The following is a 17,384-nucleotide window of genomic DNA, read 5'->3' on the forward strand; positions in this document are numbered from 1 at the left end:
GGTCACCACGGCGGGGGCGGCGCTGGCCGCGGGCGTGCTCGACCGGGTGCCTGACGGTGTCCACGCCGACGACTGGTACATGGACTACCGCAACGCGGACGGCTCGATCGCGCAGATGTGCGGCAACGGCGTGCGGGTGTTCGCGCATTACTTGCGGGCCAGCGGGGTGGAAACCCGCGACGAATTCGTCGTGGGATCACTGGCCGGCCCGCGTCCGGTCGTCTTGCACCACAGCGACGCGACCAACGCCGACGTCAGCGTCGACATGGGCAAGGCCAACCTGCTCGGGCCCGGGCAGGCCGTCGTGGGCGGCCACACGTTCAGCGGGTTGGCGGTCGACGTCGGCAATCCGCACCTGGCCTGCGTCGATCCTGCGCTCACGCTTGAGGCGCTGGCAGCGCTGGACGTTGCGGCGCCGGTGAGTTTCGACCACGGCCAGTTCCCGGACGGCGTCAACGTCGAGGTGTTGACCGCTCCGGCCGACGGCGCGGTGAGCATGCGGGTGCACGAGCGGGGAGTGGGCGAAACCCGTTCCTGCGGAACAGGAACCGTCGCTGCTGCCGTCGCCGCACTGTCGCACGCCGGCGCCTCCAGCGGCACCCTGACCGTGCGGGTTCCCGGCGGCGATGTCGTCGTCACCGTCACCGAAGCCACCAGTTACCTGCGTGGACCGTCGGTGTTGGTGGCCCGGGGAGAACTCGGCGAGGAGTGGTGGGGGAACGCGCTGCGTTAAATGGGATGCGCGCGACCGCTTGGGCGTGCACCATTTGTAATTGCCTATGACATATCCCGACTTACCCAAATCCCACTGGCCTGAACACGACGTGCCCAGCACGGGCGAACTCGCGCTCGATGACCGCGCTGCGCTGCGCCGCGTCGCGGGGCTGTCCACCGAACTCGCCGACATCTCCGAGGTCGAGTACCGGCAGCTGCGCCTCGAGCGGGTGGTGCTGGTGGGGGTCTGGACCGACGGCAGCGCCGCCGACGCCGATGCCAGCCTCGCCGAGTTGGCGGCGCTCGCCGAGACCGCAGGTTCGGAGGTGCTCGAGGGCATGGTGCAGCGGCGCAGTAAGCCCGATCCCTCGACCTACATCGGGTCGGGCAAGGCGGCGGAACTGCGTGACGTGGTGACGGCGACCGGCGCCGACACCGTCATCTGCGACGGCGAACTGTCCCCGGCGCAGCTGAACGCGCTGGAAAAGGCGGTCAAGGTCAAGGTCATCGACCGCACCGCGCTGATCCTGGACATCTTCGCCCAGCACGCCACCAGCCGGGAAGGCAAGGCGCAGGTATCGCTGGCGCAGATGGAATACATGCTGCCGCGACTGCGCGGCTGGGGTGAGTCGATGTCGCGGCAGGCCGGTGGTCGTGCCGGCGGCAGCGGCGGCGGTGTGGGTCTGCGTGGTCCCGGTGAGACCAAGATCGAAACCGACCGGCGCCGAATCCGCGAGCGAATGTCCAAGCTGCGCCGCGACATCAAGGCTATGAAGCAGGTCCGCGACACCCAGCGCAGTCGCCGGGTCCGCAGCGACATGCCGTCCATCGCGATCGTCGGCTACACCAACGCCGGCAAGTCCAGTCTGCTGAACGCGTTGACCGGGGCCGGGGTGCTGGTGCAGGACGCGCTGTTCGCAACCCTTGAACCCACTACGCGCCGTGGCGAATTCGACGACGGACGGTCGTTCGTGGTCAGCGACACCGTTGGTTTCGTGCGGCACCTGCCGACCCAGCTCGTCGAGGCATTCCGCTCGACGCTCGAGGAAGTGGTTGACGCTGATCTGCTGGTGCACGTCGTCGACGGCTCCGACGTCAACCCGCTGGCTCAGATCAGCGCGGTGCGCGAGGTGATCTCCGAGGTTTTCGCCGACCACGACAGTGGCCCTGCGCCGGAGCTGATCGTCGTCAACAAGACCGATGCTGCGGGCGATTTGGGGTTGGCCAAGCTGCGGCGTGCGCTGCCCGGGGCCATGTTCGTCTCGGCTCGTACCGGCGACGGTGTCGAGGCGCTACGCCGGCGGATGGCCGAGCTGGCCGCACCGACCGACACCGCTGTCGACGTCGTGATTCCCTACGACCGTGGCGATCTGGTGTCGCGCGTGCACGCCGACGGCCGGGTTCAGGAAACCGAGCACATCAGCGACGGCACCCGGATCAAAGCGCGGGTGCCGGTGGCGCTGGCCGCGAGCCTGCGCCAATTTTCTGCGACCTGACATAGGTCGCAGATAACAGAAGCTCCGGAGCCCGGCCTGGCGCTTCTTTGGTGCTGAGGTTAGTGCTCTAGGTCACCGAAGCCGGTGGCTCGGGCAGGCTGGTGTAATCCGCGAGAACCGCCGCCTGCGAGGTAATCCCCTCGTTGCTGAGGAGTGTCGCGTCGGTTGCGTCGACCGGTGCGACGTCATGGTGCTGGATGGGCAAACCTTGGGCCTGCGACGACCCGTGGTAGGGCAGCGACCCGAAGAGTGCTGCCGCCGTGAGGCCGGCTCCCGCGATGAGTATTCGCTTGGTTGTGGAACGCATGGTTTCCTTCCCCCTTTAAACGATTTGGGCTGGCGGCGTGATTGCCACCGGAGTCATTCCACATGCGCCACCGCAGCGTCTATCGAACCCCACGCTGCGTCGCCGACCGGCTATGGCCCCGTCCTCCCCTCGGACACCTGAACATTCTCAAGTGTAATTAAGATATCCCTTAGAGCTCATACGAGTGTGGAAACGGCCGGAATTTTCCAAATCTCTTTTTGCGCGCGTAGAAGTGCTGTCCAAAGAGTTATTCGAGGCCGAGAAATAAACCGATCTTGAATTGCAGATCGTCGAACAATTTAATCAAGTGTGACGCGCTGTCGGTGATAACAGAAGCGCCGGAGCCCCCCGCCCCGGCGCTCCTGTTGGCGCGATCTAGAAGAGGGCGTTGCCCGCTATTGATGCTGGTGGAGGGGATTTCCACGGGCGGGCGGGGTCGGTTTCTGCACGACTTAACGCTAGTAAGTAATACTCAGCAGTCACTTATCCAGGCCATTAATCCAGATTGTCGGACGATTACACCAATTCGTAGACTTCCTCAGCGGGTGCCTCCAGCATTCGCTGTGCCAGCTGGGCTTTAAGTTCGTCGAGCTGTGCCTCCTCGGCATGATCGCGTTCGGCCTTGCCGGCCAGCTCGAAGAATTCGGCGGTGATGAAGCCGGGCCGCAGCATCAGCGTCGCCGTGCGGCCGCCGATGATGACCTGGAAGACGAAGCTTTGCAGTAGCCGACCGCGATCGGGCCGCGCCAGCGCAGGCTCGATGATGAATCGACCGTCGGTCACCGCGCGGGTGACGGCTTCGAAGCCGTCGCGGGCCCCGGGTCCTTCAAAGGCGGTACGGATGACGATTGACCGCCGTTGCGGCGGTTGGTTTCCCGATAGCGCCGCGAAGGCGCGCTGCATCACTTTGAATGCACTGGCAACGCCTGCCGGGGAGTGCGGCCCGGCGTAACACAGCATGTCGGTGTAGGAGAACTCGAGCACTTGTCCGAGCTCCTGCACCAGGATCGTCTCGTCCATTCGCTGACTGTAGGCCCGCGACAGGACACCATGGCTCCTACCAACCATCCGGTTGGTATATCTTAGGCGGCAGTGTTCCCAACCCGCCGGAGGTCATCTCATGGGTAGCGCCGTCAAATACCAACGCACCCTGTTCGAGCCTGAACACGACTTGTTCCGCGAGTCCTACCGCTCATTCCTGGAACGCCACGTGGCGCCGCACCACGACGAGTGGGAGAAGGCGAAGATCGTCGACCGCGGCGTGTGGCTGGAGGCCGGCAAGCAGGGATTCCTGGGAATGTCGATTCCCGAAGAGTACGGCGGCGGCGGAGACTCCGACTTCCGCTACAACACGATCATCACCGAAGAGACCACCTACGGCCGCTTCAGCGGCATCGGGTTCGGCCTGCACAACGACGTCGTGGCGCCCTATCTGCTGAGCGTGGCCAATGAGGAGCAGAAGCAGCGCTGGCTGCCCAAGTTCTGCACGGGCGAGATGATCACCGCGATCGCCATGACCGAGCCGGGTACCGGCAGCGACCTGCAGGGCATCAAGACCCGAGCGGTCAAGCAGGGTGACCACTACATCCTCAACGGTTCAAAGACGTTCATCACCAACGGAATCAACGCCGACCTGGTGATCGTGGTGGCTCAGACCGACCCCGACAAAGGTGCGCAAGGCTTTTCGCTGTTGGCCGTCGAACGCGGCATGAAGGGATTCGAGCGGGGCCGGCACCTGGACAAGATCGGCCTGGATGCGCAGGACACCGCCGAACTGTCTTTCACCGACGTCGAAGTGCCGGCCGAGAACCTGCTCGGCGAAGAGGGCAAGGGCTTCATCTACCTGATGCAGAATCTGCCGCAGGAGCGAATCTCGATCGCGATCATGGCCGCTGCTGCCATGGAGCAGGTGCTGGAGCAGACGATTCAATACACCAAGGAGCGCAAAGCCTTTGGCAAACCCATCGGCAGTTTCCAGAACAGCCGATTTTTACTCGCAGAATTGGCCACAGAGGCCACCGTGGTTCGGATCATGGTCGACGAGTTCGTCGCGCTGCACCTCGAGGAGAAACTCACCGCCGAACAGGCCGCAATGGCCAAGTGGTATGCCACCGAGAAGCAGGTGCACTTGATCGACCGCTGTCTGCAGCTCCACGGCGGTTACGGGTACATGCGCGAATACCCGGTCGCACGTGCATATCTCGACGCGCGGGTGCAGACGATTTACGGCGGCACCACCGAGATCATGAAGGAAATCATCGGCCGCAGCCTCGGCGTCTAGCCGCGGCAGCGCGTCGGGAGCAAAGTGGTTCCGCTCTCGGACGTCGCTACGCGGTAGTAATTGCTGCACGGCATTCGCGTTTCAGATCTCGGATCGTCGTAAAGAAGCCGAACTCGTGACGAACGCAGCCGCGATTCAAACGAATCCGACGCTGAACATAGCTGCCGCCACCCACAGAGCGCTAAATGCTTGTTTCCCGCGTGGCATGCGAAAGATTCGCTACCCAGCACGACCTCTGAGAGCATGTGCGGCGGTAATCGAGCGTCACGAGTTCGACGGAAATCGGGGCACGGAAGCCTAAAACTGAACGAGCAGAATGCGACACCACCTGCCTTGTGGTGAATAATTCGGCATCGACGGGATATGTATTCCGTAGTGTCTTCGTATGACTTCGCACGCGTCGTCGCCCACAGCAGAGTTGCGGCGGCCCGCAGGGCGGTTGAAACTGGCGCTCCAGGCTTCGTACTGGGCGGCCGCGGGGAGGGCGGGATGACAAGGCAGCAAGCACGATCGGGCGCCGTCGCGGGCGCCGCGCGTGGTCTGGCGGCGCTGGTCGCGGGATTGACGTGCATGGCGCTGCTGACACCCGTCGCGGCGGCATCCCCAATCGGCGACGCCGATAATTCGATCACGGCCGCCTGGAAGGATGCCGGCGGCGACAGTTCGGATCTGGGCGCCAAGCAAGGTGATTGCTACGTCGCTGGTCAGGGATTTGCTCAGGACTTCGTGCACGGCAAGATGTTCTTCACGCCGGCCACCGGCCCCAGGTCGATGATGGGCGCCATTCTGGACAAATACGAAGCCCTGGGTGGTCCGGCCGCCTCGGATCTCGGCTTCCCGACCGCTAACGAAGTCCGCGGTCTAGCCGGCCCCGACAGTCGGGTCAGCACCTTCTCGGCCAGCGACAAGCCGCTGATCTATTGGACCGCCGATCACGGCGCGTTCGTCGTGCGCGGTGCGATCAACGCCGCATGGGACAAACTGGGCAGCTCCAGTGGCGCCCTGGGCGTGCCGACCGGCGACGAGACCTTCGACGGTGAACTCGCAACTCAGGCGTTCAGCGGCGGCAAAGTGTCCTGGAACCGGCTGACCAAGGCCTTCACCACCGTCCCGCCCGATCTGGCGAGCAAGCTCACCGACCTGCAGGTACCCGTCGATCCGACGGCGGACATCAACATGGCCTGGCGGGCGGCCGGCGGGCCATCTGGGCCACTCGGCGCCAAACAGGGTGATCAGTATCCGGCGGGTAACGACGGACTGGCCCAGAACTTCGCCGGCGGCAAGATCTTCTTCAGCCCCGCCAGCGGCGCCAACGCCATCGAGGCCGACATTCTGACCAAATACGAGTCGCTCGGTGGTCCCGGCGGTGACCTCGGTTTCCCGATCGCCAACGAGGCCGATGGCGGCCTCAAAACGGCCAGCAAGATCAGCACGTTTTCTGCCGTCGACAAGCCGGTGATCTTCTGGACTGCCGACCACGGCGCATTCGTGGTCCGCGGGGCCATCAAGGCCGCGTGGGACAAGCTTCTCGGAGCGACCGGCAAGCTGGGCGCGCCGCTGGGCGATCAGACAGTCACCAAGGAAGTCGTCACGCAGAAGTTCTCCGGCGGCCAGATCGCCTGGAATAAGACGAAGAACACCTTCAGGACTGAACCGGCGAACTTGGCATCGGCGCTGGCTGGTTTGGAAGTGCCGGGTCAGAAGACTCCGGCCGGAGCGGCGTCGCCCGGGGGTAAGGCTAATTGGCTGACCGCGCATTGGTGGTGGTTGCCGGCCGGCATCGGCGCGCTTTTGCTGATCGGCTTGGTGGCGTTTCTGCCGCGATGGTGGCGGCTACGCCGTGCCGCTCAACGCGACCGTCAGGCCCACCCCGGCGACTCGGACGAATCCAGTTACGAGCCCGCCACCGAGTCTGTCGCGCGGTGGTCGCCGGACGCGGACGTCGATCTGGCGTCGTCGACCTTGTCCGAGGACCACCGGCCGATACGTCGGACCGTGCGGATACCCAGTCAGCCAAGCAGTGAATGGATGCCATCGGATCACAAGAGTTTGGTGGACGAGCTCCTCGAGGACGAAACCGAAACTCCCGATGAGCTTCCCGGTTTCGCCGACTTCGGCCGCGATGTCCACAAGGAACGCGGCCGTGACGTCCACGAGGACTTTGACCAAAATGTCCACGAAGAACACGGCCATGACGTCCACGAGGACTTCGATCGTGACGTCCACGAGGAATTCGACGAGGATCCCGATAACGTAGACACAGATCCGACCGGGATTCCGTTACTGGATGATGGCCGAGGCGGCCGGCACGCTGCGTCCGACGGCCATGACGACGACGCTCAAGTCACCGAGGCCGTGCCGATACCGCGGATCGCACCCGGGCAGTTGGCAATTCATCTTCCGATGGACGACCCGTATCAGGTGCCGGACGGATATCCGGTCAAGGCACACGCGAGCTCCGGCCTCTACTACATGCCCGACAGCGTGTTGTACGACGAGACCATGTCCGAAATTTGGTTCGCCAGCGAGGAAATCGCGCAGGCCAACGGGTTCCACCGGGCCGGGTAGCCGACCGGGCCGTAGCGGCGTCAGATCTTGCGGATCACCGTGACGACCTTGCCGAGCACGGCAGCGTCGTTGCCGGGGATGGGGTCGAAGGCCGGATTGTGTGGCATCAGCCAGACTTGGCCGCCGGTGCGCTTGAACGTTTTGACGGTGGCCTCGCCGTCGATCATCGCCGCCACGATGTCGCCGTTGTCGGCGACATTCTGCTGACGGACCACCACCCAGTCGCCGTCGCAGATCGCGGCGTCGACCATGGATTCACCAACCACCTTGAGCAAGAACAGCGCACCCTCGCCGACGAGTTCGCGCGGCAACGGGAAGACGTCTTCGACGGCTTCTTCGGCCAGGATCGGCCCACCGGCCGCGATGCGTCCCAACACCGGGACGTAGGTGGGTTCCGGCAGTGCATCCGACCCGGCGACGTCGGTGAGCGCCGGCGGCTTCGAAGCGTCGTCGGATGATCGGACGTCGACGGCGCGCGGGCGATTCGGGTCGCGGCGCAGATAACCCTTTTTCTCCAGCGTGCGTAGTTGATGAGCCACCGAGGACGTCGACGTCAGACCGACGGCATCGCCGATCTCACGGATGCTCGGCGGGTATCCACGGCTGGTGACCGACGCTCGAATCACGTCGAGGATGGTGCGCTGGCGCGGTGTCAGTGTCACTTCCGCCGGTCGCGAGGGGCGGTCGGAGTCGGCGTCCGTGGTATCGCTATCGCTCATACGGCCGAATGTAGCCGGATTTCGGCAAGATATCAAACATGTGTTCGAGGTATGTCGCGTGTTGCTGGTCCGGCGGCCGGCGAAAGCTGTCGGTGCCGCGTTCTATCGTCTGCAGCGTGTGCAACAGTTCGATCACATGTTCGGTTTTCGAACACATTATCGATTACGCTTCGAACAAGTGATCGACTACAAGCCGACTGGAGGAACGCACATGATGCCCATCGAGATGATCTCGCCAAACGCGCCGATCCGAGTTCGGCCGGTTCAGGTCCGCCCGCCCGCCAGGCACGGGGGGCACCGGGGTCCGCAGCCGTGCAGGCCGGTCGCGGCGCCCCCGCGTTACCGGGGCACCGGGGTCTTGATGTCGACGGCGTCGCATCGGCCTCGCCCGATCACCCCGGCGACAACTGTCGCGCTGGCTCTGGTGGCGGCTGGGATCACGGTGTGGCTGGGGTTCGTCGCGCACTTCGGCGGCATGTTGCACGCCGGCCCGGAGAAGGCGGCAGTTCAGATGCCCGACCGGCTCGCCGTCGTGCGGGTCGAGCCGGGTGAGACGTTGCAGCGCCTGGCCGCACGGGTGGCACCGGACGCGCCGACCGGTGAGGTCGTTGTGCGCATCCGCGAACTCAACGAGCTCGACTCGTCGGCGGTGACCGCGGGCCAGACGCTGATCGCCCCGGTGGGCTGAGCCATTTACCAGGCGCGACATCCGGCGGCGCTAGGCCTGCAGCCGTGTACGCAGGTACGCTCGTGGTGGCTTGGGACACCCCGAAGCCAGTGCGGCGAAGGAGCGGCCATGCATTGTCCGTTCTGCCGGCACCCCGATTCTCGAGTCGTCGACTCCCGCGAAACGGACGAGGGGCAGGCCATCCGGCGCCGCCGCTCGTGCCCGGAGTGTGGTCGCCGATTCACCACCGTCGAAACGGCGGTACTGGCCGTGGTCAAGCGCAGCGGTGTGACCGAACCATTCAGCCGCGAGAAGGTGATCAGCGGCGTGCGCCGGGCCTGCCAGGGCCGTCAGGTCGACGACGACGCGTTGAACCTGCTGGCCCAGCAGGTCGAGGATGCGGTACGAGCCGGGGGATCACCGGAAGTCCCCAGTAACGAAGTCGGCCTTGCGATCCTCGGGCCGCTACGCGAACTCGATGAAGTCGCCTACCTGCGATTCGCCTCGGTGTACCGGTCTTTCGAGTCTGCAGAGGATTTCGAGCGCGAGATCAAAACGCTGCGTGCCCACCGGAAGGTGCCCGCTTCGGGTTAACCGGTGCGTCGTAGGGTCGGGGCATGACGCAAGTTCTGCAGACCCAGGTTTGTGTCGCCGGCGGCGGACCCGCGGGAATGGTTCATGCGCTGCTACTGGCCCGCGCCGGGATCAAGGTCGCCGTGCTGGAAAAACACAATGACTTTCTGCGCGACTTCCGGGGCGACACCGTACATCCCAGCACGCTCCGGGTCATGGACGAACTGGGGTTGATCGACGAGTTTCTGCGTCTCCCCCACACCAAAGTCACGCGTCTGGCTTTCAACACCGATGGGACGCTCCGAACTTTCGGCAACTTCAGCGCACTTTCGCGGCTTGGTTTCAAACAGCCGTACATCGCGCTGATGCCGCAATGGGACTTCCTCGACTTCCTCGCCGAAAAAGCCAGTGCCTACCCGGAATTCACCTTGGTCCGCAATGCCGAGGTGACGGATCTGGTCTTTGACGGCGACCGCGTCGTCGGGGTGCGCACCCCGGAACTCGAGGTGCGTTCCGACCTTGTGATCGGCGCCGACGGACGCAAATCCGCGGTGCGCGCCGCAGCCGGTCTGCAGATCGGGAGCGCGAATTCGCCGATAGACGTCTTGTGGTTCCGGCTGAACTGGCGTCCGGGTGACCCCGAAGAACTCGTCGGGGTGGTCCGCAAGGGTCTGATGATGGCCATGATCTACCGGGGCGACTATTGGCAAATTGCCTACATCATGCCCAAGGGCGCAAACCCGCAAAACGGATCGCTGGAGGCGTTCAAAGAGCGGCTGGTTTCCGTGCAACCCAACTTGGCGGAACACGTCAAGGACTTGCACTCGTGGGACGACACCAGCCAGCTCGATGTGCGGGTGGATCGGCTGAAAACCTGGTGGCGCAAAGGCGTGCTGTGTATCGGCGATGCTGCACATGCGATGTCACCGGTTGGTGGGGTCGGCATCAACCTGGCGGTCGCCGACGCGGTGGCCGCGGCGAATATCCTCTGTGCCCCGTTACGTGAAAACCGGCTGACCGAAGCCGATCTGGCGAAGGTGCAGCGTCGTCGTGAGCTGCCGGCCAGGATCATTCAGGCCGGCCAGGTGTTCGTACAAAACAACGCTATCGAACCGAACTTGGACGGTGACCTGTCGCCGATCCGAGTTCCGAAGATCGTCGGGCGGGGACCGTTGCAGTTCATCCCGCCGATCATCGTCGGGCGGGGCTTTCGTCCCGAGCACGTCCGCACGCCCGACGTACACGCCGCGTAGCCGCATCGCCACCGCCTGTGTCGGGCCCGGACTAGGCTGACCGAATGCCACCCGAGCTGCATCCCAATCTGGAAGCGCTGGCGCCGTTGCTCGGTGTATGGCAGGGGAGTGGATCCGGTGAGTACCCCACGATCGAACCATTCGACTACCTCGAAGAAGTCACGTTTTCTCATGTGGGCAAACCGTTTCTGGTCTACGGACAGAAAACCAAAGCCGCCGCCGACGGGGCGCCGTTGCACGCCGAGACGGGTTATCTTCGTGTACCGCGACCCGGTCAGGTCGAGCTCGTGCTGGCCCACCCGAGCGGCGTCACCGAAATCGAAGTCGGCGCCTACACCGTCGACGGCGCCACGATCGAGCTCGTGATGACGACAACGCAGGTCGGTCTGACACCGACCGCCAAAGAGGTGACCTCGCTTGGCAGGAGCTTCCGGCTCGACGGCGACGAGCTGTCTTACTCGCTGCAGATGGGCGCGGTCGGACAACCGATGCAGCACCACCTTGGCGCGGTATTGCGCCGCAAAGACTGAATGTCTGCGCTTCGCTCGACAACCTGAGGAGGGCCACACCGTGGATGTCGAAAACCATATCTACCCAACGCGTTCCCGCGTCGAAGCACTGATCGCGGATGCCTCTGACACTCCCGTCGTGATGCTCAACCTGCTCAAATTCCGGGCGAAAGCGGTCTATTCGGACGGACGCAGCAGCGATCTGACCGGTCGTCAAGCGTACGACCTCTACGGCGCCGCGATGCAGAACGTCATCGAACGCAACGGCGGGCGGGTGGTGTTCGGCGGCGATATCGCTTCCCTGGTGATCGGCGAGGTCGACGACGTCTGGGACACCTGCGTGCTGGTCGAATATCCCTCCGCCGCATCGTTTGCCACGATCGTGACATCCCCCGAAGTAACGGAGATCGGCGTCCACCGCACCGCCGGGCTCGAGGGTCAGCTGCTGATCCGCCTCACGCCGTCGTTGGCCACGCGACCGCCGACCTGAACCCAGCCCTGCGGGCTCCACGTGGTCTCGATTATCGATCCCTTGCCCTGGGTGATGCTCAAGTCGCGACTGAGGTAGTCGGTCATCCGCATGGCAGCCGAGCCTGTCGCTTCGTCTTCTGGGACACCCAGATTGGCGGCGAGAAATCGGGACCGCAGCGATCCGGCGGACTCGTCGATCCACGCCCACAGGTAGTGCGCCACGTCGTCAGGAAAGTCGGCCGGATCCGCGGCGGCAAGCTCGTCGAGGCTTTGCAGATCGTGGATGGCGAACTCTGGCGCCCAGTCTGCGCGGGCGCTGATGGCGGTGATGTCCTCGTCGTAGCGCACCTGCACCACTCCGGCCGGTACCTGCAGGGTGTGAATCGGCGTACCGGTCGATCGCAACCACCACGACGCCCCGACCGTCGGGTGCCCGGCGAACGGCAGCTCGACGAGCGGGGTGTAGATGCGCGCGCCGGCGGTGGTGGAACCCGTAGCCGGCATATCGATGAAAACTGTTTCGCTATAGCCCAATTCAGCTGCGATGTGTTGATGCTGATCGGGCTCGACCGTCGCGGCGTCGACCACACCCAGTGGGTTACCGAAATTGCCCGCGGAATCGGTGAAAACCCGCAACACCGTGACGTCGATGCTCATGGAGCCGACTGTACGGCGTCACCTCGACGCAGCGATCAGGTGGCGCTGCGCTCGTCGGAACCCATCGCCTCCAACACCGCGGCACGGGTATCGACCGACCCGGAGACGGTCTGTGCGCCGCCGCCGGTGCGGAGCAGTTCGCGAAGCGCGGTTTGGTCGTACTCGGACGGTTCGGTGGTGTCGATGAAGCGCTCGACGACCTCGATGAATCGCTCGGGGTCATCGTGGAACGGGAAATGCCCGGAGCCCTCGAAGATCTCCAATTGGGAGCCCGGCATCGCAGCGTGTGCCATGCGGGCATGGCTGACAGGAACCACCACATCGTCGGTGCCCCAGATAATCTGCACCGGAACGGATCGCGTCAAATAACATCGATCCAGCATGGTGACGCTCTGGCCGCGCCAGTCGACGACCGCGCGCAGTGTCCGGGTGAACGCCGCCGAGGCCATCGGCTCCGGCAGGCCTGCGAGCACGCGTAGCACGTCGGGCAGGTCGTGGCCGATTGCCGTGGAGCCCAAGATCAAGCCGGCCGCGCGCCCGAAGATCTGTAATGCCGGTAGCACCAACGGCAGCCGCAGCAGTGCCAGCGCCTCGCTGCCCATCGGCAGCGAGGCGAGCCGCAGCGCGATGTTGACGTCCTTGGTGACACCGCCGGCGCCGATCAGGACCAGTCGTTCGACGAGATGCGGGAACTGGTAAGCGAATTGCATCGCCACCCCGCCGCCGAGCGAATGGCCGACGACGGTGGCCCGCTCGATGTCGAGGACGGAAAGCAGGTCACGCATCCCGTTGGCGTACGCCGCGACCGAGTAGTCGGCGCGCGGCTTGTCCGATTGCCCGTGGCCCAGCAGGTCGACGGCGATCACCGTGAACCTTTGCGCGAGCCTGGCTTGAACGGTCTCCCAGGTCGTCGAATTGTCACCGATCCCGTGAATCAGCAGGATCACCGGGCCGGAGCCGGCGATGCGGAACGCGCGCCGATAACCGTGCAGGGTCCGAAATTGCAGCTGTGGCGTGACCTCTCGCACCGAGCGAAGATTGGGCTTGCGCTGAGTCATGTCGCCAACTTCATTGTCGGGCCCGGGAGGGCGATCAGGTCGGATCGTCGTCGTCAAACTTCTTGTCTGCCTGCTGTGCCAGGAACCGCTCGAACTCCGCGCCGAGCTCGTCGCCGCTCGGCAGATCCTCGTCCCGCGTCAGCAGCGACCGATTCTCCTGCGCATCAATGAAGGCATCGTACTGTCGCTCCAGCGCCGTCACCACTTGAGCGACTTCGGCACTTGCCTCGACCTGCTCGTCGACCTTGACCTTGACCGCATCTGCCGCTTCGGTCAGCGCCTTCAGCGGCAGATGCAGCGACCCGGTTTTAGCCAGCTGCTCCAGCAATGCCTGCGCCGCGGCCGGATAGTCGGTCTGCGCCAGGTAGTGCGGAACGTGAACGGTGAAGCCGACGACCTCGTGTCCGTGCTGGGCCATCCGGTATTCCAAGAGGTTCGACGCGCTCCCGGGAACCTGCACTTCCGAAATCCACGGCGTGAAATCGGCAATCAGCTCACGGTTGTTCGAGTGTGCGGTCAACGTGACCGGCCTGGTGTGTGGAACGGCCATCGGGATGGTGCCCAGGCCGATGGTCTGACGGACGCCGAGGCGTTCGGCCAACAACCGCACAGCGGTGATGAACCGCTCCCACTTCAGGTCCGGTTCCATCCCGGCCAGCAACAGGAATGGCGTTCCGACACTGTCGTGCAGGGCGTAGAGGCTGAGGTCGGGATCGTCGTAGTTGGTGAAGTGATCGGTCCTGAACGTCATCAGCGGCCGTCGCGACCGGTAGTCGAGTAAATCGTCGATTGCGAACGACGCGACCAGCTCGGTGTCCAGGGTGTCCTTGAGGTGGCCCGCGGCCAGACGAATCGCGTGGCCGGCGTCGGAAAAGCCCTCTAGGGCGTGCACCAGCACCGGGCCGCGCCCGTCAGAGGACGACAGCTGGGGCGCCGGGAACTCCAGCTCGTACATGCCGTTCTGCTCGGGCTGGAAACGCTGACCCCGGTCGGGTGTGTCGGGGGGCTCGTTGTGGCCCATCGGTTGCCTCCTCGCCACGTCGCGGTTGTGCCGCATCGTGTCAGACAAGTGTCCCTCAGATCGGCTGGCAGCGGGCAGCCGACCCGCGCCGGACTGCCAGCCTACGTGCGAAAAAACACGGCCGGGACTGGCCGCATTCCGATGGGATACCCGCCTGGCCCCACGGCGAATTCGCCGTGACACTCGGCCTTCACCGCCCTCGGTCGCCGAATCGGGCATGATCGACGGCGATGCGCATCCATGCAGCAGCGGTGGGGATGGCCATGGTTTTGGTCGCCTGCGGACATCAGGCCCAGTCGGCACCGCCCACCAGCAAACTCGAGCAGGCGGTAACCGGTACCACGAACCGGGTCACCGCCGCGCCCATCGATCCGGATCCGCGGGTGGGAGCCGTTTTTCTGTCTGGCAACGATCTGCACGCCTGTACTGGCTCAGTGCTGCATTCGGCAGCAGGCAACCTGGTGCTGACTGCCGCGCACTGCCTGAGCGCCGGTGGACCGGTACGGTTTGTTCCCGGCTTCGCCAGCAAAGCCGCACCCAACGACGTGTGGACCGTGGACGCGCTGTATCTGGATCCGCGATGGCTGACCAACAAAGACCCGCTGGCCGACTACGCGATCGCGCGGGTGAGTCGCCCTGCCGGCGGATCGGTCGAGGGCGTGGCCGGCTCGGCACTGACGCTGGGTTCCGCGCCGCCGCGGGGTAGCCAGGTCACCGTGGTCGCTTACCCCGCCGGCGTCGGCGGCCTGCCGATCGGCTGCCAGGGCAACACCGAACTCAGCGACGGCGGGTATCCCGAGCTGCCGTGCCCGGGCCTGGTCGACGGCACCAGCGGCGCGCCCTGGATCAGCGGCTCGACCGTCACCGGGGTGATCGGCGGTCTGCACGGCGGCGGCTGCGCGGAGAACCTGTCCTACTCGTCGCCGTTCGATCAGCACATCGCCCAGCTGTTCACGCGGGCGCAGGACGGCGGGCCGGGCGACGAGGCGCCGCAATCCTTCGACGACCAGTGCTAGTTGTCGAAATGAGTGAGCGCGCGCACCTTATTCATCACGTCCAGTGCGGCGACCTTGTACGCCTCGGAGAACGTGGGGTAGTTGAACACCGCGTCGACCAGGTACTCGACCGTGCCCTGGCAGCCCATCACCGCCTGCCCGATGTGCACCATCTCGGTGGCGTTGCTGCCGAAGATGTGCACACCGAGCAACGTGAGGTCGTCGGTGGAGACCAGCAGCTTCAGCATCCCGTAGGAGTCGCCGGCGATCTGGCCGCGGGCCAGCTCGCGGTAGCGTGACACACCCACCTCGTAGGGCACCGACTGCTTGGTCAGCTCGACTTCGGTGGCGCCGACGTAGGAGATCTCGGGGATCGAGTAGATGCCGATCGGCTGGAGCGCGGTCAGACCGTGCACCGGCTCGCCAAATGCATGACAGGCCGCCACCCGGCCCTGGTCCATCGAGGTCGATGCGAGCGCGGGGAAGCCGATGACGTCTCCGACGGCGTAGATGTGGTCGACCTTGGTCTGGAACGCCTCGTCGACGAAGATCCGCCCGCGGTTGTCGGCTTCCAGGCCGGCGTGCTCCAGTTCGAGGTGTTCGGTCTGGCCCTGCCGGCCCGCCGAATACATCACCGTTTCGGCCGGGATCTTCTTGCCGCTGGCCAGGCTGGTGATGGTGCCCGACGCGCCGACCTGAACGCCGGTCACCTCTTCGCCGAAGCGGAACGTGACGGCCAGGTCGCGCAGGTGGAAGCGCAGCGCCTCGATGATCTCGGGGTCGCAGAAGTCCAGCATGTCCTGCCGCTTCTCGACGATGGTCACCTTGGCGCCCAGCGCAGCGAACATCGACGCGTACTCGACGCCGATCACGCCGGCGCCGACCACCACCATCGAGGCCGGGATCGACTGGAGATTAAGGATGCCGTCGGAGTCCAGCACCCGTTTCTCGTCGAACTCCACCCCTTCGGGCCGCGCGGGTGTGGTGCCGGTCGCGATGACGATGTATTCGCCGCTGACCGTTGTCCGCTCGCCGCGGGATTGGTCTTCGACGAGCAGGGTGTGCTCGTCGCGGAACCGGCCCTGACCGGCAATCACGTCAACCCGGTTGCGCATCAATTGGTTACGCACCGTTTCGGCCTGTCTGCCGATGACGTGGCTGGTTCGGGACAACAGGTCGGCCGGTGTGATCTTGTCCTTGACCCGATAGCTGGCGCCATAGAGTTCGCGCTGGTTCATCCCGGTCAGGTAGAGCACCGCCTCGCGGAGCGTCTTCGACGGAATCGTGCCGGTGTTGACGCAGACACCGCCGAGCATCGGACGCTGCTCGATCACGGCCACCGATTTGCCTAGCTTGGCCGCCGCGATCGCGGCCTTCTGGCCGCCCGGACCTGAGCCGATGACCACCATGTCGTACTCGAGTATCGAACCCATGGGTAGACAAATACGCCCGTTGCGTTGCGGGCGCACGTCGAATCCGGCTACGTGCACGTGAACAATGCGGTCGCTGGGGCACGGTTTGTCCACAGCCGTCGGTCCATCCACAGCATGGCGGTCACGTCAGGTCTGCCGCCGGCGGGATGACGGTGTCGATTGCCAGCGTCGTCGCCATGACCAAGCAACGACGCGACTTCGAACTCAATCAACCCGGCACGGTGATCGCCGCGCTCCCAGCCGTATTGGGCTTCGTGCCAGAGAAATCATTGGTGTTGTTGTCGATCGGCGGCGGCGAACTGGGGTCGGTGATGCGGGTCGACCTGTCCGACGCGCTCGCCGACCAGATCGGGCAGCTGGCCGAGGTCGCCGCGGCGGCCGGGCCCGAAGCGGCCATCGCGGTCATCGTCGACGACGACGGCGCGGGCTGCCCGATGTGCAACGAGCAGTACCGCGACCTGTGCTCGACGCTGACCAGTGCATTGTCCCGCCACGACATCGCGCTGTGGGCGATGCACGTCGTGGACCGGGTGGCCGTTGGTGGCCGCTGGCACTGCGTGGACGGCTGCGGCGAAGGCGGCGTCGTCGACGACCCCTCCGCGTCACCGCTGGCGGTGGCGGCAGTGCTCGACGGCCGTCGGCTCTACGCCCGGCGCGCCGAC

Annotated in this window: 18 protein-coding genes; 11 read left to right on the forward strand and 7 right to left on the reverse strand. The window is 65.0% G+C overall.

Translation table 11 applies throughout. From position 1 onward, the window contains the following. Both dapF and hflX read left to right on the forward strand, forming a co-directional pair. On the forward strand, nucleotides 1-733 hold a 733-nt coding region (dapF, locus tag WAN02_RS05025; RefSeq protein WP_422263079.1), incomplete at its 5' end, for a diaminopimelate epimerase. Between the two features lie 46 nt (nucleotides 734-779). Then, on the forward strand, nucleotides 780-2,210 hold the full coding sequence (gene hflX, locus WAN02_RS05030; RefSeq protein ID WP_422263080.1) for a GTPase HflX: 1,431 nt from the start codon (nucleotides 780-782) through the stop codon (nucleotides 2,208-2,210). 67 nt (nucleotides 2,211-2,277) lie between these two features. Here hflX and WAN02_RS05035 read toward each other — a convergent pair whose 3' ends face one another. Both WAN02_RS05035 and WAN02_RS05040 read right to left on the reverse strand, forming a co-directional pair. Then, nucleotides 2,278-2,517, reverse strand: a complete 240-nt coding sequence (locus WAN02_RS05035; protein ID WP_422263081.1) for a hypothetical protein — start codon at nucleotides 2,515-2,517, stop codon at nucleotides 2,278-2,280. A gap of 516 nt (nucleotides 2,518-3,033) precedes the next feature. Continuing rightward, complete coding sequence (locus WAN02_RS05040; protein WP_422263082.1) at nucleotides 3,034-3,537, reverse strand: hypothetical protein; 504 nt, start codon at nucleotides 3,535-3,537, stop codon at nucleotides 3,034-3,036. A gap of 100 nt (nucleotides 3,538-3,637) precedes the next feature. Here WAN02_RS05040 and WAN02_RS05045 point away from each other — a divergent pair, with 100 nt between their 5' ends. Then, nucleotides 3,638-4,798, forward strand: coding sequence for an acyl-CoA dehydrogenase family protein (locus WAN02_RS05045; protein WP_422263083.1), 1,161 nt, complete (start codon nucleotides 3,638-3,640; stop codon nucleotides 4,796-4,798). Nucleotides 4,799-5,287: 489 nt separating this feature from the next. After that, on the forward strand, nucleotides 5,288-7,366 hold the full coding sequence (locus WAN02_RS05050) for an LGFP repeat-containing protein (RefSeq protein WP_422263084.1): 2,079 nt from the start codon (nucleotides 5,288-5,290) through the stop codon (nucleotides 7,364-7,366). Between the two features lie 20 nt (nucleotides 7,367-7,386). On the opposite strand, the gene lexA is transcribed toward WAN02_RS05050, so the two are convergent. Beyond that, the gene (gene lexA, locus WAN02_RS05055; RefSeq protein ID WP_422263085.1) at nucleotides 7,387-8,085 is read right to left on the reverse strand and encodes a transcriptional repressor LexA; all 699 of its coding nucleotides are present in this window, start codon (nucleotides 8,083-8,085) and stop codon (nucleotides 7,387-7,389) included. A gap of 211 nt (nucleotides 8,086-8,296) precedes the next feature. On the opposite strand from lexA, the gene WAN02_RS05060 reads away from it, so the two are divergent. The 5 genes from WAN02_RS05060 to WAN02_RS05080 all read left to right on the forward strand — a co-directional run bounded on the left by WAN02_RS05060 (nucleotide 8,297) and on the right by WAN02_RS05080 (nucleotide 11,577). After that, nucleotides 8,297-8,773, forward strand: a complete 477-nt coding sequence (locus tag WAN02_RS05060) for a LysM peptidoglycan-binding domain-containing protein (RefSeq protein ID WP_422263086.1) — start codon at nucleotides 8,297-8,299, stop codon at nucleotides 8,771-8,773. A gap of 108 nt (nucleotides 8,774-8,881) precedes the next feature. Then, complete coding sequence (nrdR, locus tag WAN02_RS05065) at nucleotides 8,882-9,346, forward strand: transcriptional regulator NrdR (RefSeq protein ID WP_325692540.1); 465 nt, start codon at nucleotides 8,882-8,884, stop codon at nucleotides 9,344-9,346. A gap of 23 nt (nucleotides 9,347-9,369) precedes the next feature. After that, nucleotides 9,370-10,578, forward strand: a complete 1,209-nt coding sequence (locus WAN02_RS05070; RefSeq protein ID WP_422263087.1) for an FAD-dependent oxidoreductase — start codon at nucleotides 9,370-9,372, stop codon at nucleotides 10,576-10,578. Between the two features lie 44 nt (nucleotides 10,579-10,622). Beyond that, a complete protein-coding gene (locus tag WAN02_RS05075; protein ID WP_422263088.1) occupies nucleotides 10,623-11,108 on the forward strand; it encodes a peroxynitrite isomerase in 486 nt (161 codons plus the stop codon). A gap of 40 nt (nucleotides 11,109-11,148) precedes the next feature. Then, on the forward strand, nucleotides 11,149-11,577 hold the full coding sequence (locus WAN02_RS05080) for a DUF1330 domain-containing protein (protein ID WP_422263089.1): 429 nt from the start codon (nucleotides 11,149-11,151) through the stop codon (nucleotides 11,575-11,577). Here WAN02_RS05080 and WAN02_RS05085 read toward each other — a convergent pair. From WAN02_RS05085 to WAN02_RS05095, 3 genes are read right to left on the reverse strand one after another with little or no spacing between them, the layout of a single operon-like run. Further along, nucleotides 11,526-12,215, reverse strand: a complete 690-nt coding sequence (locus tag WAN02_RS05085) for a PhzF family phenazine biosynthesis protein (protein ID WP_422263090.1) — start codon at nucleotides 12,213-12,215, stop codon at nucleotides 11,526-11,528. The genes WAN02_RS05080 and WAN02_RS05085 overlap by 52 nt on opposite strands. A gap of 35 nt (nucleotides 12,216-12,250) precedes the next feature. Next, nucleotides 12,251-13,273, reverse strand: a complete 1,023-nt coding sequence (locus WAN02_RS05090; RefSeq protein WP_422263091.1) for an alpha/beta fold hydrolase — start codon at nucleotides 13,271-13,273, stop codon at nucleotides 12,251-12,253. 34 nt (nucleotides 13,274-13,307) lie between these two features. Next, entirely contained in the window at nucleotides 13,308-14,294 is a 987-nt protein-coding gene (locus WAN02_RS05095) for a proteasome assembly chaperone family protein (protein ID WP_422263092.1), read from the reverse strand. 230 nt (nucleotides 14,295-14,524) lie between these two features. Between WAN02_RS05095 and WAN02_RS05100 the strand changes: the two genes are divergently transcribed. Beyond that, entirely contained in the window at nucleotides 14,525-15,310 is a 786-nt protein-coding gene (locus tag WAN02_RS05100) for a trypsin-like serine peptidase (protein WP_422263093.1), read from the forward strand. Here WAN02_RS05100 and sthA read toward each other — a convergent pair. After that, nucleotides 15,307-16,713, reverse strand: a complete 1,407-nt coding sequence (sthA, locus tag WAN02_RS05105) for a Si-specific NAD(P)(+) transhydrogenase (protein WP_422263095.1) — start codon at nucleotides 16,711-16,713, stop codon at nucleotides 15,307-15,309. The two genes, WAN02_RS05100 and sthA, sit on opposite strands and share 4 nt — an antisense overlap. A gap of 185 nt (nucleotides 16,714-16,898) precedes the next feature. On the opposite strand from sthA, the gene WAN02_RS05110 reads away from it, so the two are divergent. Further along, nucleotides 16,899-17,384: DUF4192 domain-containing protein (locus WAN02_RS05110; RefSeq protein WP_422263094.1), on the forward strand; the 486-nt coding region annotated here is incomplete at its 3' end.

Source organism: Mycobacterium sp. (genome assembly GCF_049281135.1).
Lineage (GTDB): Bacteria > Actinomycetota > Actinomycetes > Mycobacteriales > Mycobacteriaceae > Mycobacterium.